Annotated in this window: 24 protein-coding genes; 15 read left to right on the forward strand and 9 right to left on the reverse strand. The window is 72.7% G+C overall.

What is annotated here, in order from left to right; all coding sequences use genetic code 11:
• Window positions 1-95 precede the first annotated feature (95 nt).
• The gene (nhaA, locus tag AC1DP1_RS07885) at window positions 96-1475 is read left to right on the forward strand and encodes a Na+/H+ antiporter NhaA (RefSeq protein WP_477506391.1); all 1380 of its coding nucleotides are present in this window, start codon (window positions 96-98) and stop codon (window positions 1473-1475) included.
• Window positions 1476-1609: 134 nt separating this feature from the next.
• On the opposite strand, the gene acs is transcribed toward nhaA, so the two are convergent.
• The 4 genes from acs to AC1DP1_RS07905 all read right to left on the reverse strand — a co-directional run bounded on the left by acs (window position 1610) and on the right by AC1DP1_RS07905 (window position 6728).
• A complete protein-coding gene (gene acs / locus AC1DP1_RS07890; protein ID WP_477506458.1) occupies window positions 1610-3538 on the reverse strand; it encodes an acetate--CoA ligase in 1929 nt (642 codons plus the stop codon).
• Window positions 3539-3686: 148 nt separating this feature from the next.
• A complete protein-coding gene (locus AC1DP1_RS07895; RefSeq protein WP_477506392.1) occupies window positions 3687-5294 on the reverse strand; it encodes a solute symporter family protein in 1608 nt (535 codons plus the stop codon).
• The gene (locus tag AC1DP1_RS07900) at window positions 5294-5635 is read right to left on the reverse strand and encodes a DUF485 domain-containing protein (RefSeq protein WP_477506393.1); all 342 of its coding nucleotides are present in this window, start codon (window positions 5633-5635) and stop codon (window positions 5294-5296) included. The genes AC1DP1_RS07895 and AC1DP1_RS07900 overlap by 1 nt, the downstream gene beginning before the upstream one ends.
• Before the next feature lie 169 nt (window positions 5636-5804).
• Complete coding sequence (locus AC1DP1_RS07905; RefSeq protein WP_477506394.1) at window positions 5805-6728, reverse strand: MEDS domain-containing protein; 924 nt, start codon at window positions 6726-6728, stop codon at window positions 5805-5807.
• Window positions 6729-6947: 219 nt separating this feature from the next.
• Here AC1DP1_RS07905 and AC1DP1_RS07910 point away from each other — a divergent pair, with 219 nt between their 5' ends.
• The 5 genes from AC1DP1_RS07910 to AC1DP1_RS07930 are packed head-to-tail and all read left to right on the forward strand — an operon-like array spanning window position 6948 to window position 12812.
• Entirely contained in the window at window positions 6948-8414 is a 1467-nt protein-coding gene (locus AC1DP1_RS07910; RefSeq protein WP_477506395.1) for an MFS transporter, read from the forward strand.
• Entirely contained in the window at window positions 8414-10441 is a 2028-nt protein-coding gene (locus AC1DP1_RS07915) for a molybdopterin oxidoreductase family protein (RefSeq protein ID WP_477506396.1), read from the forward strand. The genes AC1DP1_RS07910 and AC1DP1_RS07915 overlap by 1 nt, the downstream gene beginning before the upstream one ends.
• Window positions 10434-11861: an FAD-dependent oxidoreductase gene (locus tag AC1DP1_RS07920; protein WP_477506397.1), complete on the forward strand. Its 1428-nt coding sequence runs from the start codon at window positions 10434-10436 to the stop codon at window positions 11859-11861. The genes AC1DP1_RS07915 and AC1DP1_RS07920 overlap by 8 nt, the downstream gene beginning before the upstream one ends.
• Window positions 11862-11913: 52 nt before the next feature.
• A complete protein-coding gene (locus tag AC1DP1_RS07925) occupies window positions 11914-12408 on the forward strand; it encodes a hypothetical protein (protein WP_477506398.1) in 495 nt (164 codons plus the stop codon).
• Entirely contained in the window at window positions 12405-12812 is a 408-nt protein-coding gene (locus AC1DP1_RS07930; RefSeq protein WP_477506399.1) for a VOC family protein, read from the forward strand. The genes AC1DP1_RS07925 and AC1DP1_RS07930 overlap by 4 nt, the downstream gene beginning before the upstream one ends.
• Here the strand turns inward: AC1DP1_RS07930 and AC1DP1_RS07935 are convergent.
• Complete coding sequence (locus AC1DP1_RS07935) at window positions 12790-13209, reverse strand: GNAT family N-acetyltransferase (RefSeq protein ID WP_477506400.1); 420 nt, start codon at window positions 13207-13209, stop codon at window positions 12790-12792. The two genes, AC1DP1_RS07930 and AC1DP1_RS07935, sit on opposite strands and share 23 nt — an antisense overlap.
• Window positions 13210-13277: 68 nt before the next feature.
• Between AC1DP1_RS07935 and AC1DP1_RS07940 the strand changes: the two genes are divergently transcribed.
• The gene (locus AC1DP1_RS07940) at window positions 13278-13745 is read left to right on the forward strand and encodes an SRPBCC family protein (protein WP_477506401.1); all 468 of its coding nucleotides are present in this window, start codon (window positions 13278-13280) and stop codon (window positions 13743-13745) included.
• A gap of 53 nt (window positions 13746-13798) precedes the next feature.
• Here the strand turns inward: AC1DP1_RS07940 and soxR are convergent, their stop codons facing one another.
• Window positions 13799-14278, reverse strand: coding sequence for a redox-sensitive transcriptional activator SoxR (gene soxR / locus AC1DP1_RS07945; RefSeq protein ID WP_477506402.1), 480 nt, complete (start codon window positions 14276-14278; stop codon window positions 13799-13801).
• A 49-nt stretch (window positions 14279-14327) separates the two neighbouring features.
• Between soxR and AC1DP1_RS07950 the strand changes: the two genes are divergently transcribed.
• The 4 genes from AC1DP1_RS07950 (at window position 14328) to AC1DP1_RS07965 (ending at window position 17929) form a co-directional block, all read left to right on the forward strand.
• Window positions 14328-15026: an SDR family NAD(P)-dependent oxidoreductase gene (locus AC1DP1_RS07950; protein WP_477506403.1), complete on the forward strand. Its 699-nt coding sequence runs from the start codon at window positions 14328-14330 to the stop codon at window positions 15024-15026.
• Window positions 15023-16072, forward strand: coding sequence for an S-adenosylmethionine:tRNA ribosyltransferase-isomerase (locus AC1DP1_RS07955; protein ID WP_477506404.1), 1050 nt, complete (start codon window positions 15023-15025; stop codon window positions 16070-16072). Before AC1DP1_RS07950 ends, AC1DP1_RS07955 begins: the two co-directional genes overlap by 4 nt.
• A 70-nt stretch (window positions 16073-16142) precedes the next feature.
• A complete protein-coding gene (locus AC1DP1_RS07960; RefSeq protein WP_457188927.1) occupies window positions 16143-17006 on the forward strand; it encodes an MEDS domain-containing protein in 864 nt (287 codons plus the stop codon).
• On the forward strand, window positions 17003-17929 hold the full coding sequence (locus AC1DP1_RS07965) for an anti-sigma factor RsbA family regulatory protein (protein ID WP_477506405.1): 927 nt from the start codon (window positions 17003-17005) through the stop codon (window positions 17927-17929). Before AC1DP1_RS07960 ends, AC1DP1_RS07965 begins: the two co-directional genes overlap by 4 nt.
• A gap of 17 nt (window positions 17930-17946) precedes the next feature.
• Here AC1DP1_RS07965 and AC1DP1_RS07970 read toward each other — a convergent pair whose 3' ends face one another.
• The gene (locus AC1DP1_RS07970; protein WP_477506406.1) at window positions 17947-19338 is read right to left on the reverse strand and encodes a sensor histidine kinase; all 1392 of its coding nucleotides are present in this window, start codon (window positions 19336-19338) and stop codon (window positions 17947-17949) included.
• A complete protein-coding gene (locus AC1DP1_RS07975; protein ID WP_477506407.1) occupies window positions 19335-20993 on the reverse strand; it encodes an NAD(P)/FAD-dependent oxidoreductase in 1659 nt (552 codons plus the stop codon). The genes AC1DP1_RS07970 and AC1DP1_RS07975 overlap by 4 nt, the downstream gene beginning before the upstream one ends.
• Before the next feature lie 280 nt (window positions 20994-21273).
• Between AC1DP1_RS07975 and AC1DP1_RS07980 the strand changes: the two genes are divergently transcribed.
• From AC1DP1_RS07980 to AC1DP1_RS07995, 4 genes are all read left to right on the forward strand, one after another.
• Complete coding sequence (locus AC1DP1_RS07980; protein ID WP_191194187.1) at window positions 21274-21477, forward strand: cold-shock protein; 204 nt, start codon at window positions 21274-21276, stop codon at window positions 21475-21477.
• A gap of 112 nt (window positions 21478-21589) precedes the next feature.
• Window positions 21590-22276 (forward strand): phosphatase PAP2 family protein, encoded by a 687-nt coding sequence (locus tag AC1DP1_RS07985; protein WP_457188919.1) that lies wholly within the window; start codon window positions 21590-21592, stop codon window positions 22274-22276.
• On the forward strand, window positions 22273-23175 hold the full coding sequence (locus tag AC1DP1_RS07990) for an NAD-dependent epimerase/dehydratase family protein (protein ID WP_477506408.1): 903 nt from the start codon (window positions 22273-22275) through the stop codon (window positions 23173-23175). Before AC1DP1_RS07985 ends, AC1DP1_RS07990 begins: the two co-directional genes overlap by 4 nt.
• Window positions 23176-23243: 68 nt before the next feature.
• Window positions 23244-24806 carry an alpha/beta hydrolase gene (locus AC1DP1_RS07995; RefSeq protein WP_477506409.1) on the forward strand — a complete coding sequence of 521 codons (1563 nt, stop codon included), beginning with the start codon at window positions 23244-23246 and terminating at the stop codon, window positions 24804-24806.
• Between the two features lie 7 nt (window positions 24807-24813).
• Here the strand turns inward: AC1DP1_RS07995 and AC1DP1_RS08000 are convergent, their stop codons facing one another.
• Window positions 24814-26271: a phospholipase D family protein gene (locus tag AC1DP1_RS08000; protein ID WP_477506410.1), complete on the reverse strand. Its 1458-nt coding sequence runs from the start codon at window positions 26269-26271 to the stop codon at window positions 24814-24816.
• Window positions 26272-26299 lie beyond the last annotated feature (28 nt).

Consider the following 26299-nt stretch of genomic DNA (forward strand, 5'->3'; position numbering starts at 1 on the left):
GGGGTCTCAGGTGAGCCGGGAAGTCTGGTCGGCCCGTGGCGAGTCTGTCCGCGGTGATGCTGCTTCGACCACCCCCGGAAGGACCACACCTCGCGATGGCCACGCCTCCCGACCGCCCCCGCCTCGACGACCTCTGGAGGTCCGGGCCCGTCTACAGCGCCAGCGACAGGCCGCTGGCCCGGCTGGTCGCGCGGCCGGTGCGCGAGTTCCTGCGCGTGGAGGCGGCCGGCTCGATCCTCCTGCTGCTCGCGGCCGCGGCCGCCCTGATCTGGGCCAACAGCCCCTGGGCGTCGTCGTACGACGCGCTCTGGCACACCCACCTGACGCTCGACGTCGGTCCGCTGCACCTCGACGAGTCGCTCCAGCACTGGGTCAACGACGCCCTGATGGCGATCTTCTTCTTCGTCGTCGGCCTGGAGATCAAGTACGAGCTGGTCAACGGTGACCTGCGCGACCCGCGGACCGCGGCCCTGCCGATCATCGCGGCGGTCGGCGGGATGGTGGTGCCGGCCGGCATCTACCTCGCGCTCAACCCGCCGGGCGGCGACGGCAGCGCCGGCTGGGGCATCCCGATGGCGACCGACATCGCCTTCGCGGTCGGGGTGTTGGGCGTGCTGGGGCGGCGGATCCCGTCGGCGGCGCGGCTGTTCCTGCTGACGCTCGCGATCGTCGACGACATCGGCGCGATCCTGGTGATCGCGGTGTTCTACACCAGCGACCTCTCGCTGACCTGGCTCGCGATCGCCGTCGGTCTCCTCGGCCTGATGGTCGTGGCCCGCATGCTGCGGATCTGGAGCCTCGTGGTCTACGCGGTCCTCGGCGTGGGTGTGTGGTTCGCCCTGCTCGAGTCCGGGGTGCACGCGACCCTGGCCGGCGTCGCGATCGGCCTGCTCGCCCCGGCGACCCCGCTGCTCAAGGAGGAGGTTGCCCGCGACTTCGCCGCCCGGGCCCTGGAGGACCGCAACCTCGACGCCGACGAGCTCGCCCGGTTGCGGTTCCTGCTCCAGGAGTCGGTGTCCGTGGTCGAACGGCTCATCAGCGCCCTGCACCCGGTGTCGGCGTACGTCGTGCTCCCGATCTTCGCGCTCGCCAACGCGGGCGTCGAGCTGGGCGCGATCGGCAAGGTCTTCACCGAACCGGTGGGCGTCGGCATCATCCTGGGGCTGGTCCTCGGCAAGCCGATCGGCATCTACGCCACGTCCTTCCTGGCCGTACGCCTCGGCATCGCGAAGCTGCCCGAGGGCACCTCCTGGCCGATGGTGCTCGGCCTCGGTGCGGTCGCCGGCATCGGCTTCACGGTCTCGATCTTCATCGCCGGGCTGTCGTTCCCCGGCGCCGACCTGCTGACGGAGGAGGCGAAGATCGCGATCCTGCTGGCCTCGCTCATCGCCGCGGTCGTCGGGGTCACGCTCCTGCTCGCCGCGACGCGCGGCCGGTCGGCAGCCGACGTACCTGAGGACGCCGTGGACGGCTGAGAGGCCGGTTGCCGTACGCCACGTCCTCAGACATCGCCCGCTGCCGCTGTATCTAGGGACGTCCTGGTAGGCCGGAAGGCCGAAACACCTACCAGAACGTCCGTAGATATCCGGGCGGAGGGGGAGGGAGGACGTCAGTCCTCGGCGGGGGCGGAGGACTCCTTGGACTTGATCAGGTCCATCACGGTCGAGTCGGCGAGCGTGGTCACGTCGCCCACCTCGCGGTCCTCGGCGACGTCCTTGAGCAGGCGGCGCATGATCTTGCCGGAGCGGGTCTTGGGCAGCTCGGGCACGACCATGATCTGGCGCGGCTTGGCGATCGCCCCGATCTCCTTGGCGACGTGCTTGCGCAGCTCCTCGACGATGTCCTCGCCGCCGTCTCCGGCGGAGTCGCGCAGGATGACGAAGGCGCACACGGCCTGGCCGGTGGTCTCGTCCGCCGCCCCGACGACCGCCGCCTCGGCGACCTTCGGGTGCGACACGAGCGCCGACTCGATCTCGGTCGTCGACAGGCGGTGGCCCGACACGTTCATCACGTCGTCGACCCGGCCGAGGAGCCACACGTCGCCGTCCTCGTCGAGCTTGGCGCCGTCGCCGGCGAAGTAGAGCCCCGGCCAGCGCGACCAGTAGGTCTCCTTGAACCGCTCGTCGTCGCCCCAGAGCGTGCGGAGCATGGCCGGCCACGGCTCCTTGAGCACGAGGTAGCCGCCGTTGCCGTTGCCCACGGACGTGGCGTCGTCGTCGACCACGTCGGCCGAGATGCCGGGCAGTGCCTTCATCGCCGAGCCGGGCTTGCCGGCGGTGACGCCGGGCAGGGGGCTGATCATGATCTGGCCGGTCTCGGTCTGCCACCAGGTGTCGACGACGGGGCAGCGGTCGCCGCCGATGACCTCGCGGTACCAGACGTAGGCCTCCGGGTTGATCGGCTCACCGACGGACCCGAGCAGGCGCAGCGACGACATGTCGTAGCCGTCGGGGATCTCGCGGCCCTGCTTCATGAAGGTCCGGATCGCGGTCGGGGCGGTGTAGAAGATCGTCACCTTGTAGTCCTGCACGATCTGCCACCAGCGGCCCTTCTCGGGCGTGCCCTCGTACATCACCTGCGTCGCGCCGTTGGCGAGCGGTCCGTAGACCATGTAGGAGTGGCCGGTGACCCAGCCGACGTCGGCGGTGCACCAGTAGACGTCGGTCTCGGGCTTGAGGTCGAAGACCTCCCAGTGCGTGAACGACGTCCCGGTGAGGTAGCCGCCGGTGGTGTGCAGGATGCCCTTCGGCTTGCCGGTGGTGCCGGACGTGTACATGACGTAGAGCGGGTGCTCGGAGTCGTGCATCTCCGGCGCGTGGTCGGCCGACGCGTTGTCGACGGCCTCGTGCCACCACACGTCGCGAGAGTCGTCCCACGCGACGTCCTGGCCCGTCCGGCGTACGACGAGAACGTTGCGAACCAGGCCGCCGGTCTTCTCGACGGCCTCGTCGACGGCCGGCTTGAGCGCGCTCGCGGCTCCGCGGCGGTAGCCGCCGTCGGAGGTGATCACGATGTGGGCGTCGCAGTCGGTGATGCGCGAGGCGAGGGCGTCGGCGGAGAAGCCGCCGAACACGACCGTGTGCGGCGCGCCGAGGCGGGCGCAGGCGAGCATCGCGACGACGACCTCGGGGATCATCGGCATGTAGATCGCGACGCGGTCGCCCTTCTGCACGCCGAGCTCGGTCAGCGCGTTGGCGGCCCTGGACACCTCGTCCTTGAGCTGCGCGTAGGTGATGTCGCGGGTGTCGTCCTCCGGCTCGCCGACCCAGTGGAGCGCCACCTTGTCGCCGTTGCCGGCGTCGACGTGCCGGTCGACGCAGTTGACGGAGGCGTTGATGGTGCCGCCGACGAACCACCTGGCGAAGGGCGGGTCGGTCCAGTCGAGGACCTGGTCCCACTTCCGGCCCCAGTCCAGCCGTTCGGCGGCGTCGGCCCAGAACGCCTCGCGGTCGGCGTCGGCGCGGGCGTACGCCTCCTCCTTGACGTTGGCGTCGGCGGCCATCTCGGCCGGGGGCTCGAAGCGCCGGTCCTCGTGCATCAGGTTCGACAGGGTCTGCTCGGACAAGGCTCTCTCCTCGGGCGGGGCAGGTGCTGGGGCGGGTGCTGATCAGGGGTGGGGAACGAAGGAGGTGACCCCCTCGCCGAACCTACTCCGGCTCGGCGAGGGGGTCACCGGTGCTGCTGGCTCAGTGCTGGACGGCCTGCTCGGCGCCGGCGCCGGTGAGGGCGCGGACCTCGAGCTCGGTGTAGCGGTCCTCGGCGTCCGGCTCACGCTTGGAGATCGTGCCGATGTAGCCGAGCAGGAAGCCCAGCGGGATCGAGACGATGCCCGGGTTGTTGAGCGGGAAGACCGACCAGTCGGAGTCGGGGAACAGCGAGGTCGGGAGACCCGACACGACCGGCGAGAAGAACACCAGACCGACGGCCGACACGAGGCCGCCGTAGATGCTCCACACGGCGCCGCGCGTGTTGAAGCGCCGCCAGAACATGTTGAAGATGATCGCCGGCAGGTTCGCCGACGCCGCGACCGCGAACGCGAGCGCCACCAGGAACGCGATGTTGAGCCGCTGCGCCGGGATCGACAGCGCGATGGCCACCGCGCCGATGACGAACGCGGCGATCCGGGCGACCCGCACCTCGTCCTTCTCGGTGATGGGCTGGTCCTTCTTGATGACGCCCTTGTAGAGGTCGTGCGCCACCGAGGAGGAGCTGGCCAGCGTCAGGCCGGCGACCACGGCGAGGATGGTCGCGAAGGCCACCGCCGCGATGAGGGCCAGCAGGACCGCGCCGCCCGTGGAGCCTTCGCCGCCGCCGACGGCTTCGGCAAGCAGGGGTGACGCGAGGTTCTGGTTGCCGCCCTCGAGCGGGTCCACCTGGTCGCGGTCGAGCAGGGCCGCGGCACCGAAGCCCAGGACCAGCGTCATGAGGTAGAAGGCGCCGATCAGGCCGATGGCCCACAGCACCGACTTCCGCGCGTCCTTCGCGGTCGGCACGGTGTAGAAGCGGATCAGGATGTGCGGCAGGCCCGCGGTGCCGAGCACCAGGGCGAGGCCGAGGGACAGGAAGTCGATCTTCGACGTCAGGCTTGCGCCGTACTGGAGACCGGGCTGCAGGAACGCCTCGCCCTTCCCGGAGTTCTCGGCGGCCGCGCCGAGGAGGGAGGAGAGGTTGAAGTTGAACTCGACCAGCACCAGCACCACGATCAGTGCGGAGCCGATCATCAGCAGCACGGCCTTGACGATCTGGACGTACGTCGTGCCCTTCATGCCGCCGACCACGACGTAGAAGATCATCAGCGCACCGACGCCGATGATGGTGATGTTCTGGACCGCCTGGCTGTCCACGCCGAGGAGCAGCGCGACGAGGGTGCCCGCGCCGACCATCTGGGCGAGCAGGTAGAAGATCGACACCACGACCGTCGAGACCGACGCCGCTGTGCGGACGGGGCGCTGGCTCATCCGGAACGCCAGCTGGTCGGCCATCGTGTAGCGACCCGCGTTGCGGAGCATCTCCGCCACGAGCAGCAGTGCGACGAGCCACGCGACGAGGAAGCCGATGGAGTAGAGGAAGCCGTCGTAGCCGTAGACCGCGATGGCGCCGGAGATGCCGAGGAACGACGCCGCCGACATGTAGTCGCCGCCGATGGCGAGACCGTTCTGGAAGCCGGAGAACGACCGTCCGCCGGAGTAGAAGTCGGCGGCCGTCTTGGTCTGGCGGCTCGCCCAGAAGGTGATGCCGATCGTCAGCGCGACGACCGACAGGAACAGGAACGTGGTCAGGACCTGGGTGTCCATCAGGCGTCGTCTCCCTTGCGGTACTCCGCGTCGAGCTGGCGGGCCAGCGGGTCGAGCTTGGCGTTGGAGAAGCGGGCGTACATCCAGGCGAGGCCGAACGTCGTCACGAACTGGAGGAGGCCGAAGATCAGCGCCACGTTGATGTGGCCCCAGACCTGCGTCGACATGAAGTCGCCCGCCCAGCTGGAGCAGACGACGTACAGCAGGTACCAGGCCAGGAACGCGACCGTCGCCGGGAACACGAAGCCGCGGTAGCGGCGCCGCAGCTCGGCGAACTCGGGTGTCGCATGCAGCCGGTCGTAGATGGGGTCGTGGCGCGCGGCTTGCTGTTGGTCGGTCACGGATCGGGTCCTTCCGAGCGCGGGGGGCGGCCACGGGGTGTGACCGCCGTCACCGTGGCACCGGTCACTCGGCCCGCGGGAGGGGTGCGCGTCGAGGCGTCGGTCGATGGGCGTCGTCCGTCGCCCAGCGGTCGGTGTCGTACGACGAGCGGTCGGCGCGTCGGTCGGGTCAGGCGCTGAGCTCGGCCCAGGCGACCTTGCCGCCGGCCGTGGAGTCACAGCCCGTGCGGCGCGAGAGGACCGAGACGATGGCCATGCCGCGGCCGTCCTGGTCGCCCGGCTGGGCGCGGTGGTAGCGGGGCCAGGCCCGGGATCCGTCCTCCACCGACACCCGCACGACGTCGCCGGTCCGCACCAGCGAGGTCCGGAACGGCGAGCTGGCGTGGGTGACGGCGTTGGTCGCGAGCTCGGACGTGATGAGGACGGCATCGCTGACGAGGTGGTCGAGTCCCCACCCGGCGAGCGCGTCACGCACGAAGCCGCGGACCGAGCCGACCGCCGCGGGGACGGGCAGGTACACGCTGGAACGGACGGCGTCCCCGTCCGCTGTGGTCCCGCCGGAGCCGGGGAGCAGCCCGGCCAGGCTGACGTGGTCGTGGAGCCCGCACATCCGGGCGACGTCGCCGAGCTCGGCCTCGGCGAGGACCGACCCGGGATAGGCGCACAGCAACCGGACCGGATGCCGGGCGATCACGCTGTTCCACAGCGACTCGAGCTCGAGGGCGGCCGCCACCTCGCCGCGCTCCCAGAGCATGGCGACGATCTCCCCGAACGCGCTCACCCCGGGTCCGCCGGTCGGCACCACGGAGGCGACGAAGGTGGCGAACAGGTCGGGGTCGGGGCGCCCGTCCACCAGGAAGCGAGCCATCGACTCGTCGGCGTCGAGCGTGGTCAGGGCGCCGTCCCGGCGCAACCGATCGACGTCGACCGCGCGCGTGACGAGAAGGGCTTCCACCGCGTGGCGGTGCGCGGGGCGGCTGATGGTGACGACGGGGACGCCGTCGTCCAGCGACGTCGCCACGAAGTCGGCCACGCGTGCGACGAGCGAGGTCGCGTCCGCATAGGCCGCGACCTCGTGCTCTCGGTCGGTCATCGAGCAGAACCTCTCCCCAACACCGAGCCGAGCCCTCGGTCCCACGTCTGTACTTGTTCCCTCTGGGATTGTGCACCCTTCGACCGCGGGCGGGAAGGGACCAATGGTCCTGTGCCCGACGTGCGTCGACCCGGGGGTGTGAGGTCGTGAGGAGAAGTTGACGACTCCGCCACCGGAGCAGCAGGCCGGGTGACACACCGGGAGCCGACGCTCGTCGGCATGAGCACCCCCACGCCCCGTCGCACGCGTCGCTGGATCGAGGACTGGCGCCCGGAGGACGCCGACTTCTGGGAGGGAGGCGGCCGCGCGGTCGCCCGCCGCAACCTGGTGTGGTCGATCTTCGCCGAGCACGTCGGCTTCTCGGTCTGGCTGATCTGGAGCGTCTCGTCGGCGTTCCTGCTCGCGCAGGGCTTCGCGTTCACGCCTCAGCAGCTGTTCCTGCTCGTCGCGCTCCCCAACCTCGTCGGCTCGCTGCTGCGGCTGCCCTACACGTTCGCGGTGCCGAAGTTCGGCGGGCGCAACTGGACGATCGTCAGCGGCGCGATGCTGTTGGTGCCGACGCTGCTGTTCGCGTACGCCGTGCAGGACCCGACGACGCCCTACTGGGCGTTCTGCCTGATCGCCGCGACCGCGGGCGTCGGCGGCGGCAACTTCGCCTCGTCGATGGCCAACATCAACTTCTTCTACCCCTCCGATCGGAAGGGCGCGGCGCTCGGGCTCAACGCGGCCGGCGGCAACCTCGGGGTCTCGCTGATCCAGCTGCTGCTCCCCGTCATGGTCGGCGGTGCCGGCATCTTCGGCCTCGTGCAGGCGTCCGGTGGCGGCATCCACCTCGAGCGGGCGGCGTACGCCTATGCGGGCCTGGCACTGCTCGCGACGGCCGCCGCGTGGCTCTGGATGGACAACCTCGCCACTGTGACGTCGTCGCCGAGGGAGCAGATGCAGGTCGTGAAGCAGCGTCGGACGTGGCAGCTGTCGCTGCTCTACATCGGCACGTTCGGCTCGTTCATCGGCTACTCGGCTGCGATGCCGCTGCTGATCAGGCTCAACTTCTGGGTGCCGGAGCCTGCCCCGCTCGGCACCGGCATCTACTTCGCGTTCTACGCCTTCCTCGGCGCGGGTGTCGGCTCGATCACCCGTCCGTTCGGCGGGTGGCTGGCCGACCGCTGGGGCGGTGCGCGGGTGACCCTGGCGTCGTTCGTCGCGATGGTCGTCTTCACCCTCGGCGTGCTGTGGGCGGTCAACCAGCTCACCCCCAACCCGGGCGCCGACCCGGCCGTGGCGAGCGCCAACGCCGCCTGGTTCCCGCTGTTCCTCGGCTTCTTCCTCTGCATCTTCGCCGCCACCGGCGTCGGCAACGGCTCGGTCTACAAGATGATCCCCGCTCTGTGGAAGGCCTCAGCGGAGCGCGAGACCGCGCCGGGCACGCCGGAGCGGGAGGCCGCCCTGACCTCGGCCACCCGGCAGTCGTCCTCCGCGCTCGGCGTGATCGGTGCAGTCGGTGCCGTGGGCGGCTTCCTCGTCCCGCTCGCCTTCGCCGCGCCCTGGGTCGGCGACCCGCTGACCGCGACGCGTGCCGCCTTCACGGTCTTCACCGCCTACTACGTCGGCTGCGCCGCACTCACCTGGGCGCTCTACCTGCGCAGGCCGGTGCGGGCCCACGGGCTCGCGGCCGCGGAGATCTGATGACCCAGACCCACTGCCCCTACTGCTCCCTGCAGTGCGGGATGAAGCTGGCCGGCCGCCGGACGCCCGAGGTGTCGGCGTGGGAGGAGTTCCCCGTCAACCGCGGGGCGCTGTGCCGCAAGGGGTGGGCCGCAGCCGGGCTGTACGGCGGTCGCGAGCGGCTCACGTCGCCACTGGTGCGCGACCGGGAGACCGGCGAGTGGTCGGCCGTCTCGTGGGACGACGCCCTGGACCGCGTCGCCGCCGGGATCCGCACTGCCCACGCGGCGGGCGGGCCGGACAAGGTCGCCGTCTTCGGCGGCGGCGGGCTCACCAACGAGAAGGCCTACTCCCTCGGCAAGTTCGCGCGGGTCGCACTCGGCACCTCGCAGATCGACTACAACGGGCGCTGGTGCATGAGCTCGGCCGCCTCGGCGGGGATCCGCGCGTTCGGCCTCGACCGCGGGCTGCCGTTCCCGCTCGCCGACGTCGAGGAGACCGACGTGCTGGTGCTCGTCGGCTCCAACCTCGTCGAGACGATGCCGCCGGCCGCCCGCCACCTCGACCGGCTGCGCGAGCGGGGCGGCAAGGTCGTCGTCATCGACCCGCGGCGTACGCCGACCGCGGACCGCGCCGACCTCCACCTCCAGCCGGTGCCGGGCACCGACCTCGCGCTCGCGCTGGGGGTGCTGCACCTGCTCGTCGCCGCCGGCGCGGTCGACCCGTCCTACCTCGCCGAGCGCACCACCGGGTGGGAGGACGTGCGCGATTCGGTCGCCTCCTGGTGGCCCGAGCGCGTCGAGCGGGTCACCGGGATCGACGCCCATGAGGTGCGGGCGCTGGCGGCCATGCTGGCGCGCCCTCGTGTCATGGTGCTCACCGCGCGCGGGGCGGAGCAGCACTCGACCGGCTCGGACACCGTGCTGGCCTGGATCAACGTCGCCCTCGCGCTGGGCATGGTCGGCCGGCGCGGTGCGGGCTACGGCTGCCTGACGGGCCAGGGCAACGGCCAGGGCGGGCGCGAGCACGGGCAGAAGGCCGACCAGCTGCCCGGCTACCGGCGCATCGACGATCCGGCGGCCCGCGCGCACGTCGCCGGGGTGTGGGGCGTCGACCCCGACGCGCTGCCCGGCCCCGGGCGGTCGGCGTACGAGCTCCTCGACGCCCTCGGCACCCCCGACGGGCCGTCGGCGCTGCTGGTCCTCGGGTCCAACATCGTCGTCAGCGCGCCGCGAGCGACCCACGTGACCTCGCGGCTGGAGGCGCTGGACCTGCTTGTGGTGTGCGACGTCGTGATGTCGGAGACGGCGGCGCTGGCCGACGTCGTGCTGCCGGTGACGCAGTGGGCCGAGGAGACCGGGACGATGACCAACCTCGAGGGTCGGGTGGTCCTGCGGCAGCGCGCGATCACGCCGCCGCCGGGCGTGCGCTCGGACTTGGAGGTGCTCGCCGGGCTGGCCGAGCGGCTCGGCTCGCAGGCGTCGTTCCCGACCGACCCGGAGGAGGTCTTCGCCGAGCTCGGCCGCGCGTCGGCGGGCGGCCCGGCCGACTACTCGGCGATCACCTACGACCGGATCCGGGACGAGAAGGGCGTCTTCTGGGGCGGCGAGCGGCTCTTCGCCGAGTCCTTCGCGCACGCCGACGGCCGGGCCCGGATGTACGCCGTCGAGCACCGCGGAGCGGCCGAGCAGCCGTGCGCGGACTACCCGATCCACCTCACCACCGGCCGCGTGCTCGCGCAGTACCAGTCCGGCGCCCAGACCCGCCGCGTCCGCTCGCTGCCGGATGACGGGCCGTTCGTCGAGATGCACCCACTGCTCGCCGGACGCCTCGGCGTCGGGCAGGGCGACGCGGTGCGCGTGGCGACCCGGCGCGGCGAGATGACCGCCCCCGCGAAGGTGGTGCCGACGATCCGGCCCGACACCGTCTTCGTGCCGTTCCACTGGGTGGGGGCCAACCGGCTCACCAACGACGCCCTCGACCCGGCGTCCCGGATGCCGGAGTTCAAGGTGTGCGCCGCCCGCCTCTCGCCGGTGGCCCATGCCTGAGCGGCTCCAGCGGATCGTGGTCGTCGGCGGCGGGATGGCCGCCGTCCGGCTGAGCGAGCACCTCGCCGGGGACGACCGGTTGGCCGTCACCGTCCTCGCCGACGAGGCCAGCCCGCCGTACAACCGCATCCTGCTGTCGGCGGTGCTCGAGGGGACTCACGCGGCCGACGCGCTGACCCTGCGGTCCGGGGAGTGGTACGCCGACCACGGGATCGACCTGCGCCTCGGAGCCCGCGTGCTCGAGGTCGACCGGGAGGCCCGCGAGGTCGTGCTGGTCGACGGGCAGCGGGTCGGTTTCGACCGGCTCGTGCTGGCCTGCGGCTCGATCCCCACCCTGCCGCCGATCCGCGGGCTGGTCCGCCGCGACGGCGCCCTCGATCCGCGCGTCCACGCGTTCCGCACCCTTGACGACTGCGGCCGGCTGGACGAGGCGACCCGCGCGCTGGTCGCCCCGCTGGTCGAGAGGCCGTCCGCGCCCAGGGCAGTCGTCGTCGGCGGCGGGCTGCTCGGCCTGCAGGTCGCGCGGGCACTGGCGGTGCGCGGGCTGCTCACCGAGGTCGTCGAGGGCGCCGACCACCTCCTCGCGAGCCAGGTCGGCTCCGGTGCGGGGGCCGTCCTCGCCCGGGACCTGCGACGGCTCGGGACCGAGGTCTACACCGGCGCCCGCGCCATCCGGCTCACCGGCGACGGGCTGCAGCTCGACAACGGCCACGTCCTGCCCAGCGACCTCGTCGTCCTCACCGCCGGCGGCCGGCCGTCGACAGCGCTCGCCCGCCGCGCCGGCCTGATGGTCCGCCGCGGGGTCGTCGTCGACCACACCCTCACCAGCGTCACCGACGACCGGGTGCACGCCATCGGCGACTGCGCCGAGCACCGTCGTCGTACGACCGGTTTCGTCCCCCCTGCGTGGGAGCAGGCCGAGGTGCTCGCCCGGGTGCTGCGCGGCGAGGAGGCGACGTACGACGGCAGCCGGAGCGTCGCGCGCCTGCGCGCCACCGGCCTCGACGTCGCCGTGCTCGGCGACCCCGAGCGCGCGGAGGGCGAGGTCGTGGAGGTGACCAACCCGATCGCCGGCTCGCACCGCCGCCTCGTCGTGCACGGCGGGCGGATCGTCGCCGCGGCACTCGTCGGCGACCTGTCGCGCGTCGGGCTCATCACCCAGCTCTACGACCGGGGCACCCTGCTCGGCCCCGACGAGCCCGGTCAGCTGCTCCTGCCCGAGGCGACGGCCGCCCCGGCGCCGCTGCCCGACGAGGCGGAGGTCTGCGCGTGCGCCGGCGTGACGGCGGGCGAGGTCCGGGCCTGCGGGTCCGTCGGTGAGTGCGTCGACCGGACCCGGGCCACGACCGGCTGCGGCGGGTGCGCGGACGTCGTACGCCGCCTCGTCGAGGACAGCCCGACGCCGGTCGCGGTCGGCTGACAACTTCCCCGCACGTCGCTGCGTCCCACGGGGGTACCGGAGGAGGGTGCAGGTGAGCAGACGGTTCCTGGCTGGCGCGGCCGCGCTCGTCGTCGGCTTCCTCGGCGGCATGCAGCTGCACCAGGTTGTGGCGTCGGGCGACGAGCGGCGGCCGATGGTCCGCGCGATCGACCCGAGTGCGCACCGCGACGACGAGGTGGACGTCGAGGACTGTCCCCGGGCCGCGACGGCACCGCCCTACCCGGTCAACGAGAACGGCATGTCCTACGGCTCCGGCGCCGCCATCGACGCGGACGACCCGGGGCCGGACCTGATCGCCGCCTACGGCACCAACGGGAGGTGCGGTTTCGTCCGCGCCTCCGACCGGCAGCAGGACCTGCCGCCCAGCCCGGAGGAGGCACTGGCGTCCATGGCCGACCTCGACCCGGACGGCCGGGACATCCCGCTCTACGCCCAGGACGGCGTCACCGTCATCGGCCGCTTCCACATCGGCCCGGGCAGGGGCTTGACCTCAGGTGCACCCGAGGCCCCACGATCGACCTCATGACCGATGCGATCGCCGTCCAGGAGCTCCGGATCACCCTGACCGTCGACGACTTCGACGCTGCCGTACGCCTCTACCGCGACGCGCTCGGCCTGCCCGAGGTGGCCGACTGGAGCAGCGACCAGGGGCGGGTGCTGCTGCTCGACGCCGGGCGCGCGACCCTCGAGCTCTTCGACGAGGCGCAGGCCGCGATGGTCGACGACCTCGAGGTGGGGGAGCGGGTCTCGGGCAAGGTCCGCCTGGCCCTCCGGGTGCCGGACGCCGACGCCGCTGCCTCGACCCTCGTGACCGCCGGTGCCGCGGCCGTCGCCCCCGCCGTGGACACCCCCTGGGGCGACCGCAACGCCCGCGTCGCCGCCCCCGACGGCATGCAGCTGACGCTGTTCACGCTGTCGGAGGAGTCCTGATCATCCAGAGGCCCGGGTCGGTCACGGGCTCGAAGCCGTGGCCCGCGTAGACCTCGTGGGCGTCCCGCGTCTTGAGCAGGGTGCGGCCGACGCCGAGCTCGTCGACACGCTGGGCGACCACGGCCACCAGCCGCTTGCCCAGCCCGCGACCGCGGTGGTCGCGGTCGACGTACACGTCACAGAGCCAGGCGAAGGTGGCGTGGTCGGTGACGACCCGGGCGTACGCCACCTGCCGGCCGTCGTCGGTGAAGGCGCCGACGTTCAGCGAGTGCTCCGCTGCCGTGGCGACGGCCTCGCGGCTGCGCCCCAGGGACCAGTACGCGTCGGTGCTGAGCCAGTCGTGGACGAGGTCGAGGTCCATGGCGGCCAGGTCGGTGCGGATCGCGTAGTCGGTCAAGCCCGCATCTTCGTCGATCGGGCTGGACCGGGCTTGAGCGGCGGTCGGCGCGGGCCGATCATGGTGAGATGGGCGACGTCGAGTTCGAGATCGAGCGCACGGTTGCGGCGCCGATCGACGACGTCTTCGCCCGCCTCGCCGACATCGAGGGACACAACGCGTGGGTGCCCGGGCGGGGCAGCATCCTGCGCGGGACACGGCAGACGTCGCCCGGCCCGGTGACCGCCGGCACGACCTACGAGGACCGCACCCGGATGGGGACGATGCCGGGCGAGATCGCCGAGCTCGACGCCCCGAACCGGATCGTCTACCACTGGTGGGACCGCGGCTCGTCCGGGAAGACCAGGATGGAGGGCTGGCCCGGCTACACCCTCGAGGCCGTCGGCGAGCGGGAGACGCGCGTACGCCACGACGTGCGGCTGCGGGCCAACGGCATCCGCGCGCTCGGGACGCCGGTGCTGCGGATCATCGCCCACCGTGAGCGGACGGCGACCATGGACGCACTCGTACGCTCCTTCGCCACGCCGCCGGGGTAGTCCACCGGCAACTGGTCCTCCGGCGGGCCCTCGGACGACCGTTTCCCACTGGACTACCCGGAGGAGCGCCTCGTCGGGTGCGGTCGCCGCAGCGAGTCGGGCAGCAGCCGGGCGCCCGCACCGCGCTCGCCGTGGACGTCGTCGGGGTTGGAGAAGGCACAGGACCGCAGGCTCAGGCAGCCGCAGCCGATGCAGCCGTCGAGGCCGCTCTTGAGGCGCTGCAACGCCGCGATCTGCTCGTCGAGCCGACGGCCCCAGTGCCGGGAGATGCGCTGCCAGTCGGCCTTCGTGGGCGTGCGGTTGCCGGGCAGCCGGCCCAGCTCCTCTCGGATCTCCTCGATGGTGAGGCCGACGTTGGACGCCGCGCGGATGAAGGCCAGTCGCCGCAGCACGTTCCGCTCGAACCGTCGCTGACCACCACCGGACCGACGGGCCTCGATGAGCCCCTCGGCCTCGTAGTAGCGGATCGCCGACGCGGCGAAGCCGCTGCGCTGCGAGATCTCTCCCATCGGGAGCAGGTCCCGACCATCCATCTGTCACACCCCTTGAACTCAAGTTCACTTCAACTTGAACCATGGTGCCATGACGACGAAGACGACGGTACGGGTGGCACTGGTCACCGGGGGATCGACCGGGCTGGGCCTGGCACTGAGCGCCGAGCTGGCGCGGCAGGGCTGGCAGGTGATCACGGACGGGCGCAGCGAGGAGAAGTTCAAGGGCGCAGCGCTGCCCGAGGCGGTGACGGTGGTCGTCGGCGACCTCACCGACGCGGACCACCGCGACCGCCTCCGGGCGGAGGTGGAGCGTCACGGCCGGCTCGACCTCCTGGTCCACAACGCCAGCACCCTCGGCCCGTTGCCGATGCGCGCGCTGGCCGAGGTTGACATCCCCGACCTGATGCAGGTCTGGCGGACCAACATCGGCGGCCCGCTGGTCCTCACGTCGGCCCTCCTGCCGTGGTTGCGCGAGGCGGACGGCGTGCTGTTGTCGATCAGCTCGGACGCGGCGGTCCAGCACTACGAGACGTGGGGCCTCTACGGCGCCAGCAAGGCGGCGCTCGACCACGTGACCCTGACCTACGGCGTGGAGACCGGGCTGCGGGCGTACGCCGTCGACCCAGGCGACATGCGAACGGCGATGCACCAGGACGCCTTCCCGGGCGAGGACATCTCGGACCGGCCGCTGCCGGAGACCGTCGTACCGCACGTCCTGGCGCTGCTGGACGCGCGGCCGGAGTCGGGTCGGTACGTCGCTGCCGACCTCCGAGGTGTCCTCGGATGACCCTCCTGCACGAGACACCGCACACCCGCTTCACCGCGTCGTCCTTCGCGCCGCAGCCGGCCGAGGACCGCGGCCTCGCGCGTGACGAGGTGCGACTCCTGGTGGCCACACCGGACGGCCTGTCGCACGGACGCTTCCGCGACCTGCCCGACCACCTGCGCGCTGGCGACGTGCTGGTCGTCAACACGTCGGCCACGGTCGCCGCCGAGGTCGACGCCGACCTCGACGGGCGCCCGGTAGTGGTCCACGTCGCGCACCGCCTCGACGACGGTGACGCCGTCGTCGAGCTTCGGAACGCGCCCGACGCGGCCCGGGCGCTGCTGACGGCGAGCACCGGCGAGGTGGTGCGGATCGGCGACGTACGCCTGGTCCTCCGCGAGCCGTGGCCCGGCGGGGCCTCGTCCCCGACGGGCACCGGCAACCGGCTGTGGCGCGCGTCGGTGCGCGGCGACCTCGACCGCCAGCTCGACTGGAACGGCCGCCCCATCGCCTACGGCTACCTCGACCGTCGCTACCCGCTCGAGGACTACCAGACCGTCTTCGGGACGCGGCCCGGGAGCGCGGAGATGGCCTCGGCCGCGCGCCCGTTCACCCACGAGCTCGTCACCCGGCTGGTCACCGCGGGCGTCCAGCTCGCGCCCGTCACGCTGCACACCGGGGTGTCGTCGCAGGAGGCCGGGGAGGCGCCCGGTCCGGAGTGGTTCGAGGTGACGCCCACGACCGCGAGGGTGCTCAACCAGGCGCGAGCCAACGGCGGGCGCGTCGTGGCCGTCGGGACCACGGCGACCCGTGCGGTCGAGTCCACCGTGCGCGGGTCGAGCGTCGTCGCGGGCCGCGGGTGGACGGACCGGGTCGTCACGCCCGCCACCCCGCCCCGGGTCGTGGACGGCCTCGTCACGGGCTGGCACGACCCGATGGCGTCGCACCTCCTGCTCGTCGAGGCGGTCGCCGGCGCGCGCCTCACGCAGGCGGCGTACGACGCTGCGGTCGCGGAGGGCTACCTCTGGCACGAGTTCGGCGACTCGGCGCTGCTGCTGCGCAGGTGAGTCCCCGCGGCCTCCGAAATTCAGGCGAAACTGTGGGTCCCGCACCGGTGCATCGTCCTAGATTGGACAGATGATTCTCGGGTCGCACCGCGCGTCTGCCGACCTCGGCACGCTCGAGCCGGGGACGCACCTGTGCGCGCTCGAGCCCGACGCGGCCATGCTCGACCGGGTCGCGGCGACCTTCGTCGGCCAGGGCCTGGCCGCTGGCGACCAGCTCCTCTACATCGCGTCCGAGGACCAGGTCGACGGGCTCGTCCGGAGCCTGTCGCGGCACCTCGACGCAGGGCAGGCCCTCGCCACCGGGCAGCTCCTGTCCAGCTCGTTCGAGGGGGCCTACGGCCCATCGGGTCCCGTCGACCTCGACGTCGTCGCGGACGGGTTCCGGCTCGCGGCGCACCAGGCGCAGAAGTGCGGGTTCCCCGGCCTCCGGGTGGCCGCGCGGATGGACGACCTGGCCGGGCTGCTCGGCTCCATGGACGAGGTGCTGGCCTGGGAGCGGAAGGCCACCGACCTGCAGCGCGACCTCCAGGTCAGCTCGGTCTGCCTCTACGACACCCACCGGCTCGAGGCGGGGCAGGGCGCCACGCTGGCCCGCGAGCACGACGGGATGGCGCCCGACATCGACGTCGCCCCGATCGCCACCTTCCTTGCGGTCGACGATCCCTGGGGCGTGCAGGTGCGGGGCGAGGTCGACGTGTCCAACCGGCACCTCCTGCACCGCCTGGTGCTCTCGCGGGCCGCCGTGATGCCTCGGCTCCGTCTGGACCTCGAGGGCGTGACGTTCGCCGACGCGGGCACGGTCGCCCGCCTCCATTCCATCGCCGCCGCGCTCCCTGAGGGAGGCCATCTCGTGCTGGCGCGCGTACCGTCCGTGGTACGCCGTGTCCTGGACGCCACCGGACTTGGGCACGAAAGATTGAGGCTCGAGCCATGACCCTGCCAGCCACGCACACGAGCCTCCTCTACGAGAGCGACCGTCACTACGCGTCGGAGGCCGGGAGCTTCGTGCGGGACGGCCTCGAGCAGGGGCACCGCGCCCTGGTCATGGCGCCGCCGTCGCGCCTGGAGCTGCTGCACACCGAGCTCGGTGGCGATGCGGCCGAGGTCACGTTCGTCGAGGACGACGTCGCCTACGCGCCGCAGTGGAAGGCCTACCGCGTCCTCCTCGACTTCGCGGCCGCTGCGCCGGAGGTCCGCTCCTGCGTGATCGCCGAGCAGACCCTCGCGAAACGCTCATCTGCCGAGCTCGTCGACTACCGCCGGCTCGAGGCCGCGATCAACGTGGTGTTCGCCGAGCAGGCGGTCGACCTCCTGTGCCCCTACGACGCGGGCCGGCTGCCGTCGGACCTCCTCGACATCGCACGGCACTCCCACAACGGCCTGCGGGTCGGGGGAAGCGTGTCCCCGAACCCCGCCTTCGCGGATCCGATGGGCGTCCTGGCCGGCCTGTCCTACGTGGCGCCACCGCCCGTGGGCGCCACCACCCTCGAGTGCTCCCGCCACTCCGACGTCGCGGTGACCCGGCGGACGGTCCGCGCGCATCACGCCGAGATCGGACTCGACCCTGACCTGGCCGCCGACGTCGAGCTCGCGGTCTCCGAGGTCCTGACCAACGCCCTCCTGCACGGCTCGCCGCCCACCCTCGTCCACCTCTACGAGGAGGCCGACATGTGGGTGTGCCACGTCCAGGACGGCGGCGGCCTGCCGGTCAACCCCCTCGCGGGCGTCGTGCCACCCACCGAGCCGTCCGACCACGGCTACGGGCTGTGGCTCGCGCGCCAGCTCGTCGCGGCCGTCGACGTCGGCAGCGACCTCACCGGCACGCACGTACGGCTGCACGTGCGCATGCCCGGCTGACCCGGCCTGAGTCGCCTTCAGCCAGGCGGAGTGCGTCGGGGCAGGCGCACCGCCACGACCGTGTGCCCCGGCTCCGACCGGACGTCGATGGCCCCGCCGTGCCGCTCGACGACGATCCGCCGGGAGATGTCGAGTCCGAGGCCCGTCCCCTTCCCGACCTCCTTGGTCGTGAAGAACGGCTCGAAGGCGTGGGCGGCGACCTCGTCGGTCATGCCCGCCCCGGTGTCGCAGACCTCGACCACGACGTGGTGCTCGTCCGCGTAGGTGCGCAGGGTGAGGGTGCCGGATCCGGCCATCGCGTCGACGGCGTTGTCCACGAGGTTGGTCCACACCTGGTTGAGCTCACCGGGGTTGGCCGTGACGGCCGGCACGGAGTCGTCGTAGTCGCGCACGACCGTGACACCGCCGCGCAGCTTGTGGCCGAGCATGACCAGGGTGCTCTCCAGGCCGTCGACGACGCGGACGTCCTGGACGGCGGCGCGGTCGAGCTGGGAGTAGGACTTCACGGCCGACACGAGGTCGGAGATGCGCCGGGTGGCGTCCTGCGCCTCCGCGATGAGCACGGCGGTCGTCACGGAGCTCGCCACCCACTCGAGGCCGGCCTGGAGGGCTGTGCCCGGCAGGGCGGATGCCGCGCGGTCGAGCCACGCCGGCGAGACCCCCGCCGCGGCCAGCGCCGGGGCGATCACCCAGTCGCGGTCGACGGCGTGGTCGCCGAGCCAGTCGAGGAGCGACTCCTCGAGGTCGGCGAGGGCGACCCCTGTGGGCGCGGACGCGACGTCGATCGAGCGGCGCAGCTCGTCGAGGGCGACGAACTGGGACGCGGAGATCCCCTCGCTCGCGAGCTGCTGGAGGGAGGCGAACACGTCGTCGCTCGACTGCTGGAGCGCGCCGACGGAACGGACCGCCGCCGAGGCCGGGTTGTTGATCTCGTGGGCGAGACCGGCCGCGAGGGTGCCCAGCGCGACGAGCGCCTCGCGCTGGCGGGCGTTGTGCTCGATGCGTCGGGCCGTGCCGATCAGGCCGCGCAGCAGGTGGACGGCGAAGGGGAACCAGTCCTCGCCGATGCGGGCCAGCTCGGGCGCCGTCAGCCGGAAGACGCGCGACGGCTCGAGCACGCGCGCCGACCCCATGTAGATGCCGTGCTCGTCCCACGCGCGGAAGCCCCCGGCCCACTGCCCGGCGGTCTCCATGGTCGCCATCACCGCCTCGTCGTGGCCGATGCGGCGCACGAGGTCGATGCGACCGGACAGGAGCACCCACCAGTCGTCGGCCGGGCGGCCCTCGTCGAAGAGGTGCGCCCCCGGCTCGTACGTCTCCTCGGTGCCCGCCGCTGCCAGCTCCGCCACCTGCGCGTCGGTGAAGCCCGCGAGGATCGAGACCGCACGCAGCTCGTCGGCCAGCGTCATGTCGTCGCCAGGTAGCGGTGGACGAGGTAGACCGACATCGCTCCCTCGCCGACGGCCGACGCGACCCGCTTCATCGAGTCACGGCGTACGTCGCCGGCGGCGAACACGCCGGGCACGCTGGTCTCCAGCGCGAAGGGGCCGCGCTCCAGCGGCCAGCCGTCGTCGGCCGGGAGGTCGGGGCCGGTCAGGACGAAGCCCCTGTTGTCGCGGGAGACGACCTCGCCCAGCCAGTCGGTGCGCGGAGCCGCCCCGATGAACACGAACACCCAGCCGGTCTCGACCTCCTCTACACGCCCCGCGGCGCGGTCGCACAGCGTGATCGCCTCGAGGTGCCCGTCGCCGCGGGCACTGACGACCTCGGTCTGCAGCCGCACCTCGATCGTGGGCGCGGCCAGGATCCGGCCGATGAGGTACTGCGACATCGATGCCTCGAGGGAGTCGCCGCGCACCACCAGCACGACGCGCGCCGCGTAGCGGGCGAAGTTGAGCGCCGCCTGTCCGGCGGAGTTGGCCGCACCCACGACGTAGACGTCCTCGCCGGCCGTCTGCGCCGCCTCGCTCGCGCTGGCGCCGTAGTAGAGCCCGCGCCCGACGACCTCGTCCAGCCCGGGAGCGCCCAGCCGCCGGTAGGACACGCCACTGGCGACCAGCACCGCGCGGGCCTCGATGTCCGCCGAGCCGTCCAGGAGCACCGCGCGCACCGGGCCGCGCGTCTCGAACCCGACGACGTCGCGCGCCAGCACCATCTCGGCGCCGAAGCGCCTCGCCTGGGCGACCGCCCGGTGGGTGAGGTCCGCCCCGGACAGCCCCTTGGGGAAGCCGAGGTAGTTCTCGATGGACGCGCTCTGCCCGGCCTGGCCGCCGGGTGCGTCGCGCTCGACGACCACGGTCGCGAGCCCCTCGCTGGCGGCGTACACCGCTGCGGCGAGGCCGGCGGGTCCGGCGCCGACGATGCAGAGGTCGTAGAGGGGCCGCTCCGCACGCGTGCGCAGCCCGAGCGCACCGGCGAGCTCGACCATCGTGGGGGAGCGCAGCGCCACACCGTCGGGCAGCGCGACGACGGGGAGGTCGTCGGCACCCGCCTGCGCGAGCTCGAGCAGCCGGGTCGCCTCGTCCGCGGACCCCGCGTCACCGACCTCGAGCCAGCGGTAGGGCACGTGGTTGTGGGTGAGGAAGGTCTTCACGTCCACGGTCCGCTCGGACCACCGGTGCCCGACGACACGCACCTCGGAGTCGCGGTCGGGGTGGTCGTTGGCCCAGTCGCGGAGCAGCTCGTCGAGCACGGGGTAGAGCCGGTCCTCGGGCGGGTCCCACGGCTTCATCAGGTAGTAGTCGAGCGCGATGTCGTTGATCGCGCGGATCGCGACGTCGGTGTCGGCGTACGCCGTCAGGAGCAGCAGCTTGGAGTCGGGGGACTGCTGCCGCACCTCCCGCAGCACCTCGATGCCCGTCATCCCCGGCATCCGCTGGTCGGAGACGACCGCGGCGACCGGACGGTCCTTCAACAGCTGGTCGGCGAGGATCTCGAGCGCCTCCTGCCCCGACGTGGCCCGCAGGACCCGGTAGTCCTGGCCGTAGCGTTGGCGGAGGTCGCGCACGACGGCGGCGACCACGGCCGCGTCGTCGTCGACCGCGAGGATGGCGGGCTTCGCCATCGGCACCTCCCCGTTCGTTGCCGTCCCCGGACGCTACTGCCGTCCGCGCGGCGCACACAGGTGGTCAAGACCAGCTCACGTCGTCGCCGAGTCCCACCTTCGGCGCAAGTCCCGTAGGCTGGGTGGTGTTGAAGGGACGGCTCCACGTCGCCCAGGCCGCGCACCACGCGCGACCCGTATCTTGTTTCCCTGGTTTTCGGTTCGCTGGACATCAGCACGGATGGATGTCTTCAGCAGATCGGCGGCAGGTCGCCGCCGATAGAGAACAAAGGAACAGATCATGGCTCAGGGCACCGTCAAGTGGTTCAACGCTGACAAGGGCTTCGGCTTCATCGCGCAGGACGGCGGCGGCGAGGACGTCTTCGTGCACTTCTCCGCGATCCAGTCCGGCGGCTTCAAGTCCCTCGACGAGAACCAGAAGGTCGAGTTCGACGTGACGCAGGGCCCCAAGGGCCCGCAGGCCGAGAACGTCAAGGTCGTCTGACGCACCCCGAGGAGCCCCGACCGCCCTGCGGTCGGGGCTCCTCGCGCGTCCGGCCCCTGCTCGTCCCTGGGGGTGGACGACGTCGCCCCCGATCTGGGGCAGGCTCTGCAGCGTGAGCTCGTCGACGGAGCGGCGCGAAGCCGCGCGCACCCTGTCCCTCGTCTGGGTCGTCCTCGTCCTCGGCGTCCTGGCCACCGGCTGGCTGCTGACCGGACCGCTGGCCTCGGTGGTCGACCCCTGGGACGACGGCGTCGTGCGCTGGCTCGAGGACCACCGCACGCCCGGCCTCGACACGGCAGCCGCCGCCGGCAGCGCGATCGCGGACACGATCGTGGGTGTCTCCCTCGCCGCGGTGGTGGGCCTGGCCGGCTCGTGGTGGCAACGGTCGTGGCGTCCACTCGTCTACTTCACGGTGCTCGTCGGGGGCTACCTCGCCCTCTACGTCATCGTCACGCATCTCGTCCCGCGCGACCGCCCGCCGGTGGAGATCCTCGACCCCGGGCTGGTGCCGGACCACAGCTACCCGTCCGGGCACATGGCGACCTCCATCCTCGTCTACGGCGGCATCGTGCTGTGGGTGTCCGCGGTCGCGCCCCGCTGGCGCCGGTGGACCTGGCCGCTGCTCCTCGCCCCTCTGGTCGTCGCCCCGTCGCGGCTCTACCAGGGTGCCCACCACCCGACCGACGTGATGGTCAGCCTGGTCGCCGCGACCGTCTGGCTCCTGGTGGTGGCGCGCGTGCTCCTCCCGGGGGAGGCGCGGGAGGAGCGTCAGGACCGCGCTGTCATGGTGGAGACATGACCTCTCCGATCGTCGTCGTGACCGGTGCCAACGGACTCGTGGGCAGCCACGTCGTGTCCGCGTTGGGTGAGCGCGGGGCGACCGTCCGCGCCGTCGTACGCCGGGTGGGCACCGCGCCGCAGCACCCCGCCGTCGAGGAGCACGTCGGCGACTTCGCCGACCCGGTCTTCGCGGCGACCGTGGTGGCCGGCGCCGACGCCCTCGTCACCACCGTCCACCCGCTCGGCAGCGGACGCGACGACCAGCGCCGGGTCGGGTTCGACGGCACCCTGGCCATCGCCGAGGCTGCGGTCGACGCCGGCGTGCCCCTGCTCGTGCACGTCTCGACCGCCGGCGTCTACGACCGCAGCCCGGAGGTCGGCGACGTCGACGAGTCCGCGGCCCTCGTGCCCGACGGCTCGTCGGCCTACGGCGTGGTGAAGCGCGACGTCGACGCCGCGCTGGCGCGGACGGAGGGCACGACCCGGGTGCTGCTGCGACCGCCGGCCATCCTCGGCCCGGGCGCCACCTCGGTGTGGAACACCGTCCGCCCGGCGCAGATGAGGGACGACGAGGGCGAGCGGCACGCCAACCCCGACCAGACCTTCGCATGGGTGCACGTCGACGACCTGGCAAGCATCGCCGCCGACCTCGCCACCGGCGCCATCGCGACGGCCGCCGACCCGGAGGCGGGTCCGGTCGCGGGCGGCTGCACGCCGGTCAACGTGGCCAGCGGGCCGGCCACGCAGCGCGACTACCTGGGCGCCGTCACCGAGGCGCTCGGTGTCGAGCCGACCTGGGACGAGGGGCCGGCGTGGAGCGGGCAGATCCTCGCCGACCGTGCACAGCGCTGGGGCTGGGCGCCGCGCGTCGACCTCGCCACGGCGCTCGACGAGCTGAAGGCCGGCCTGCGGGGCTGAACGCCGCGGCGTAGCCCGCCGGCCGCCTGCTCGTTGGTGCCTGTGACCCCCGTCGCAGGAGAGATGCCATGCCCACGCTGCTGCACCGACCCACCGCCCGACTCCTCGCCGCCGCCGTCGCCGGCCTGCTCACGGCCGCGACCGCATCGCTCGTCGGCACGCCGGCAGCTGCGGCAGGCGCGGTCACCACGACCGACGGCTGCCTGCAGAGCGTCCCGGACCCGGGCACCACGGCGCCGGTCGACATCTGCTTCACGCTCTTCCGGCCGGCGGGCGCCACGAAGGACCGTCCGGTGCCGCTGGTGCTGCACAGCCACGGCTGGGGCGGGAGTCGTACGACGGATCCCGGGGCGTTCGCCTACCTGACGGACGCCGGGTTCGGCGTGCTGAGCTTCGACCAGCGTGGCTTCGGCGAGAGCGGCGGCAAGGCGCACATCGAGAACCCAGACGTGGAGGGCAAGGACGTCCAGGCGGTCGTCGACCTCGTCGCCGCCCAGCCGTGGGTGCAGAAGCAGCGGCCGGGCGACCCGGTGCTCGGCGCGATCGGCGGGTCCTACGGCGGCGGCTACCAGTTCGTCGGGGCGCTCAGCGAGGTCCGCGACCGCGGGGCGACGCGCTTCGACGCGCTGGTCCCCGAGATCACCTGGTTCAGCCTGACCGAGAGCCTGTTCCCGCAGGGCGTGCCGCGCACGGAGTGGGCGGCGGCGCTGACCGCGGCCGCGCTGCCGACCGACGCCCTCCCGCCGAAGGTGGTGCAGGGATTCGTCGAGGCGGCCGCGACCGGCAACGTGCCGACCTACCTCCACGACTTCCTCGACCGCAACGGCCCCGAGTGGCACCTGCGGCAGGGCCGGCGGCTCGACGTGCCGGTGCTCTTCGGCCAGGGCGCGACCGACAACCTCTTCCCCCTCGACCAGGGGCTGAAGAACTTCGGCCGGGTGCTCACCGACGAGGCGCGGTCGCGGAGCATCTTCGTGGGGTACAACGGCGGGCACACCCTGCCTGCTGTGCTGCCGGCCGGGACCAACCTCGACATCCCGCTGGCGACCGCCGACGCGTGCTCCACGACCTTGGGCAGCCCGGACTTCGCCGACCTCGGCCTCCGGTTCCTGCAGCAGAACCTCCAGGGCAGGCGCACCGGGCTGACCGGCTTCGGCCGCTACCACCTGACCACTGCGGCCGGCGACCGCTGCGTCAGCGTCCCCGCGGTCGCGCCCACCACCTCCGTCGAGCTCGGCGAGGTCGTCACCACGGTCGGCGCCGGTGCCCCGCTCGCCTACCCGATCGCGCAGGGCCCGCTCGCGATCGCCGGGTCGCCCACCCTCGACGCCCGGCTCACCGCCCTCGGCGTCGACAACCGCGCCTTCCTCGGGCTGTCGGTCGGGACCAGCCCCCTCGACGCACGGGTCGTGCAGAACAACATGCTGCCGATCCGTGAGAACGGCATCGCGATCGACAAGCCGCGGCGGGGTGTCGAGCTCCCGTCGGTCGCCGTCGACGTGCCCGCCGGGCAGACCCTCTTCCTGACCGTCGCGCCCGTCTCCGACATGTCGGTCGGCTTCGGCAGCCGGGTGGTCGGCGCGATGCGGATGAAGGACGTGGTCGTCCACCTGCCGGTGACGAGCCGCTGAGCGGTGCTCAGAAGTCCGTGGTCCCGCGCAGCCGCCGCGGCCGGCCGTCGGGGTCGTAGGCGTAGCGGTAGGCCGGCCGGGCCCACAGCGTCGTACGACGTGGGAGCGGGGGTGGCTCGTGCACCTGGACCCGGCTCCCGGGAGCGCCGACGCGCGAGGTCCACAGGTCGACCGGGTCGTCGAGGTCGGCGAGCCGCGGGTCGTCGTCGGGCAGGCCGAGGTGCTCGGCCCACAGCGAGGTGCGCAGCTCGCGCGGCAGCTCGCCGTCCGGGTCGACCACCGCGCAGGTGAGCTCGGAGTCGTGCGTCCACGAGCGGAGGTTGAGGTTGTCCGAGCCGATCGTCATCCACTCGTCGTCGACGATGCAGACCTTGGCGTGCACGTAGATCGGCGTGCCCTCTGCGTTGTGGAGGTCGAACATCGTGAAGCGGTCGCCGCCGGCAGCCTTGAGCCGCTCCCACGCGACGCGCTGGCCGTGCTGGATCGGTGGGCCCCCGACCCGGCCGTCGTTCTCCGGGTGCCGCGGCACGACGGCGACGACCTGCAGATCGGGTTCGCGTCGGAGCGCGTCGGCCAGCGTGGTGGCCACGACGTCGGACCAGAAGTACTGGTCCTCGATGTAGACGAGGCGGCGCGCGCGGCTGAAGGCGCGCGAGTAGCCGCGGGCGATGGAGCGCTCGCCGTCGGGCGCGAAGGGGTAGTGGGGCCGCTTGTAGGGATAGGTGCGCAGGATCTGGACCTGGTGCCGGCCGGCGTCCGGGGGAGGGTCCCAGCGCTCGGGCAGCTGCTCGGGGTGCCGCGGCATCTTCGCGATCCTGTGCGCGACGGCGCGGTAGGGGTTGCGGTGGTCGAGCGGTGTCGTGTCGTCCCACCGCTCCGTGAAGGTGTCGAGCACGTGCGCGACGGCCGGGCCGCGGATCTCGGCCATCGCGTCGTGCCACGGCGGGGCGTCGCCGTAGCGGTCGTCCAGGGGTGCCGCCTGCGGGTCGCCCGCGTGGGAGGCGTCGTCGCGCCGGCTGTAGCAGAGGTCGATCCCGCCGACGAAGGCCACGTCCTCCTCGGGCCTGCCCCGGTGGCGCACCACCAGCAGCTTCTGGTGGTGCGACCCGCCGTAGCGGACCCGTTCGTCGAGCAGCGCCTCCCCGCCGCACTCGTTGATGATCCGGCCGAGGTGGCCGTTCTCCTCGCCGTTGAGCTGGCCGGGGTGCGAGCGCCACATCAGCGCGCGGACCTCGACACCGCGGGCGGCGGCCCCGCGCAGCAGCTCGGCGACCGTGGGACCGTCCTCGGTCAGCCGCTCGTCGGCGTCGCCGCGCCAGTCGGTGAAGAAGATCCGGTCGCCGGACCCGGTCGCGTCGACCAGCTCGACCAGGCGCGCGAAGTAGGTGGCGCCGTGCACCCGCGGCACCACGAGGTTGCCCGCGGTCCACGGGCGCTCGCTCTCCGGGAGGAACCAGTCGCTCACCCCCACAGGTTCCCAGCACCGCGCGTTC

The organism is Nocardioides sp. P4_G10, from assembly GCF_056401175.1.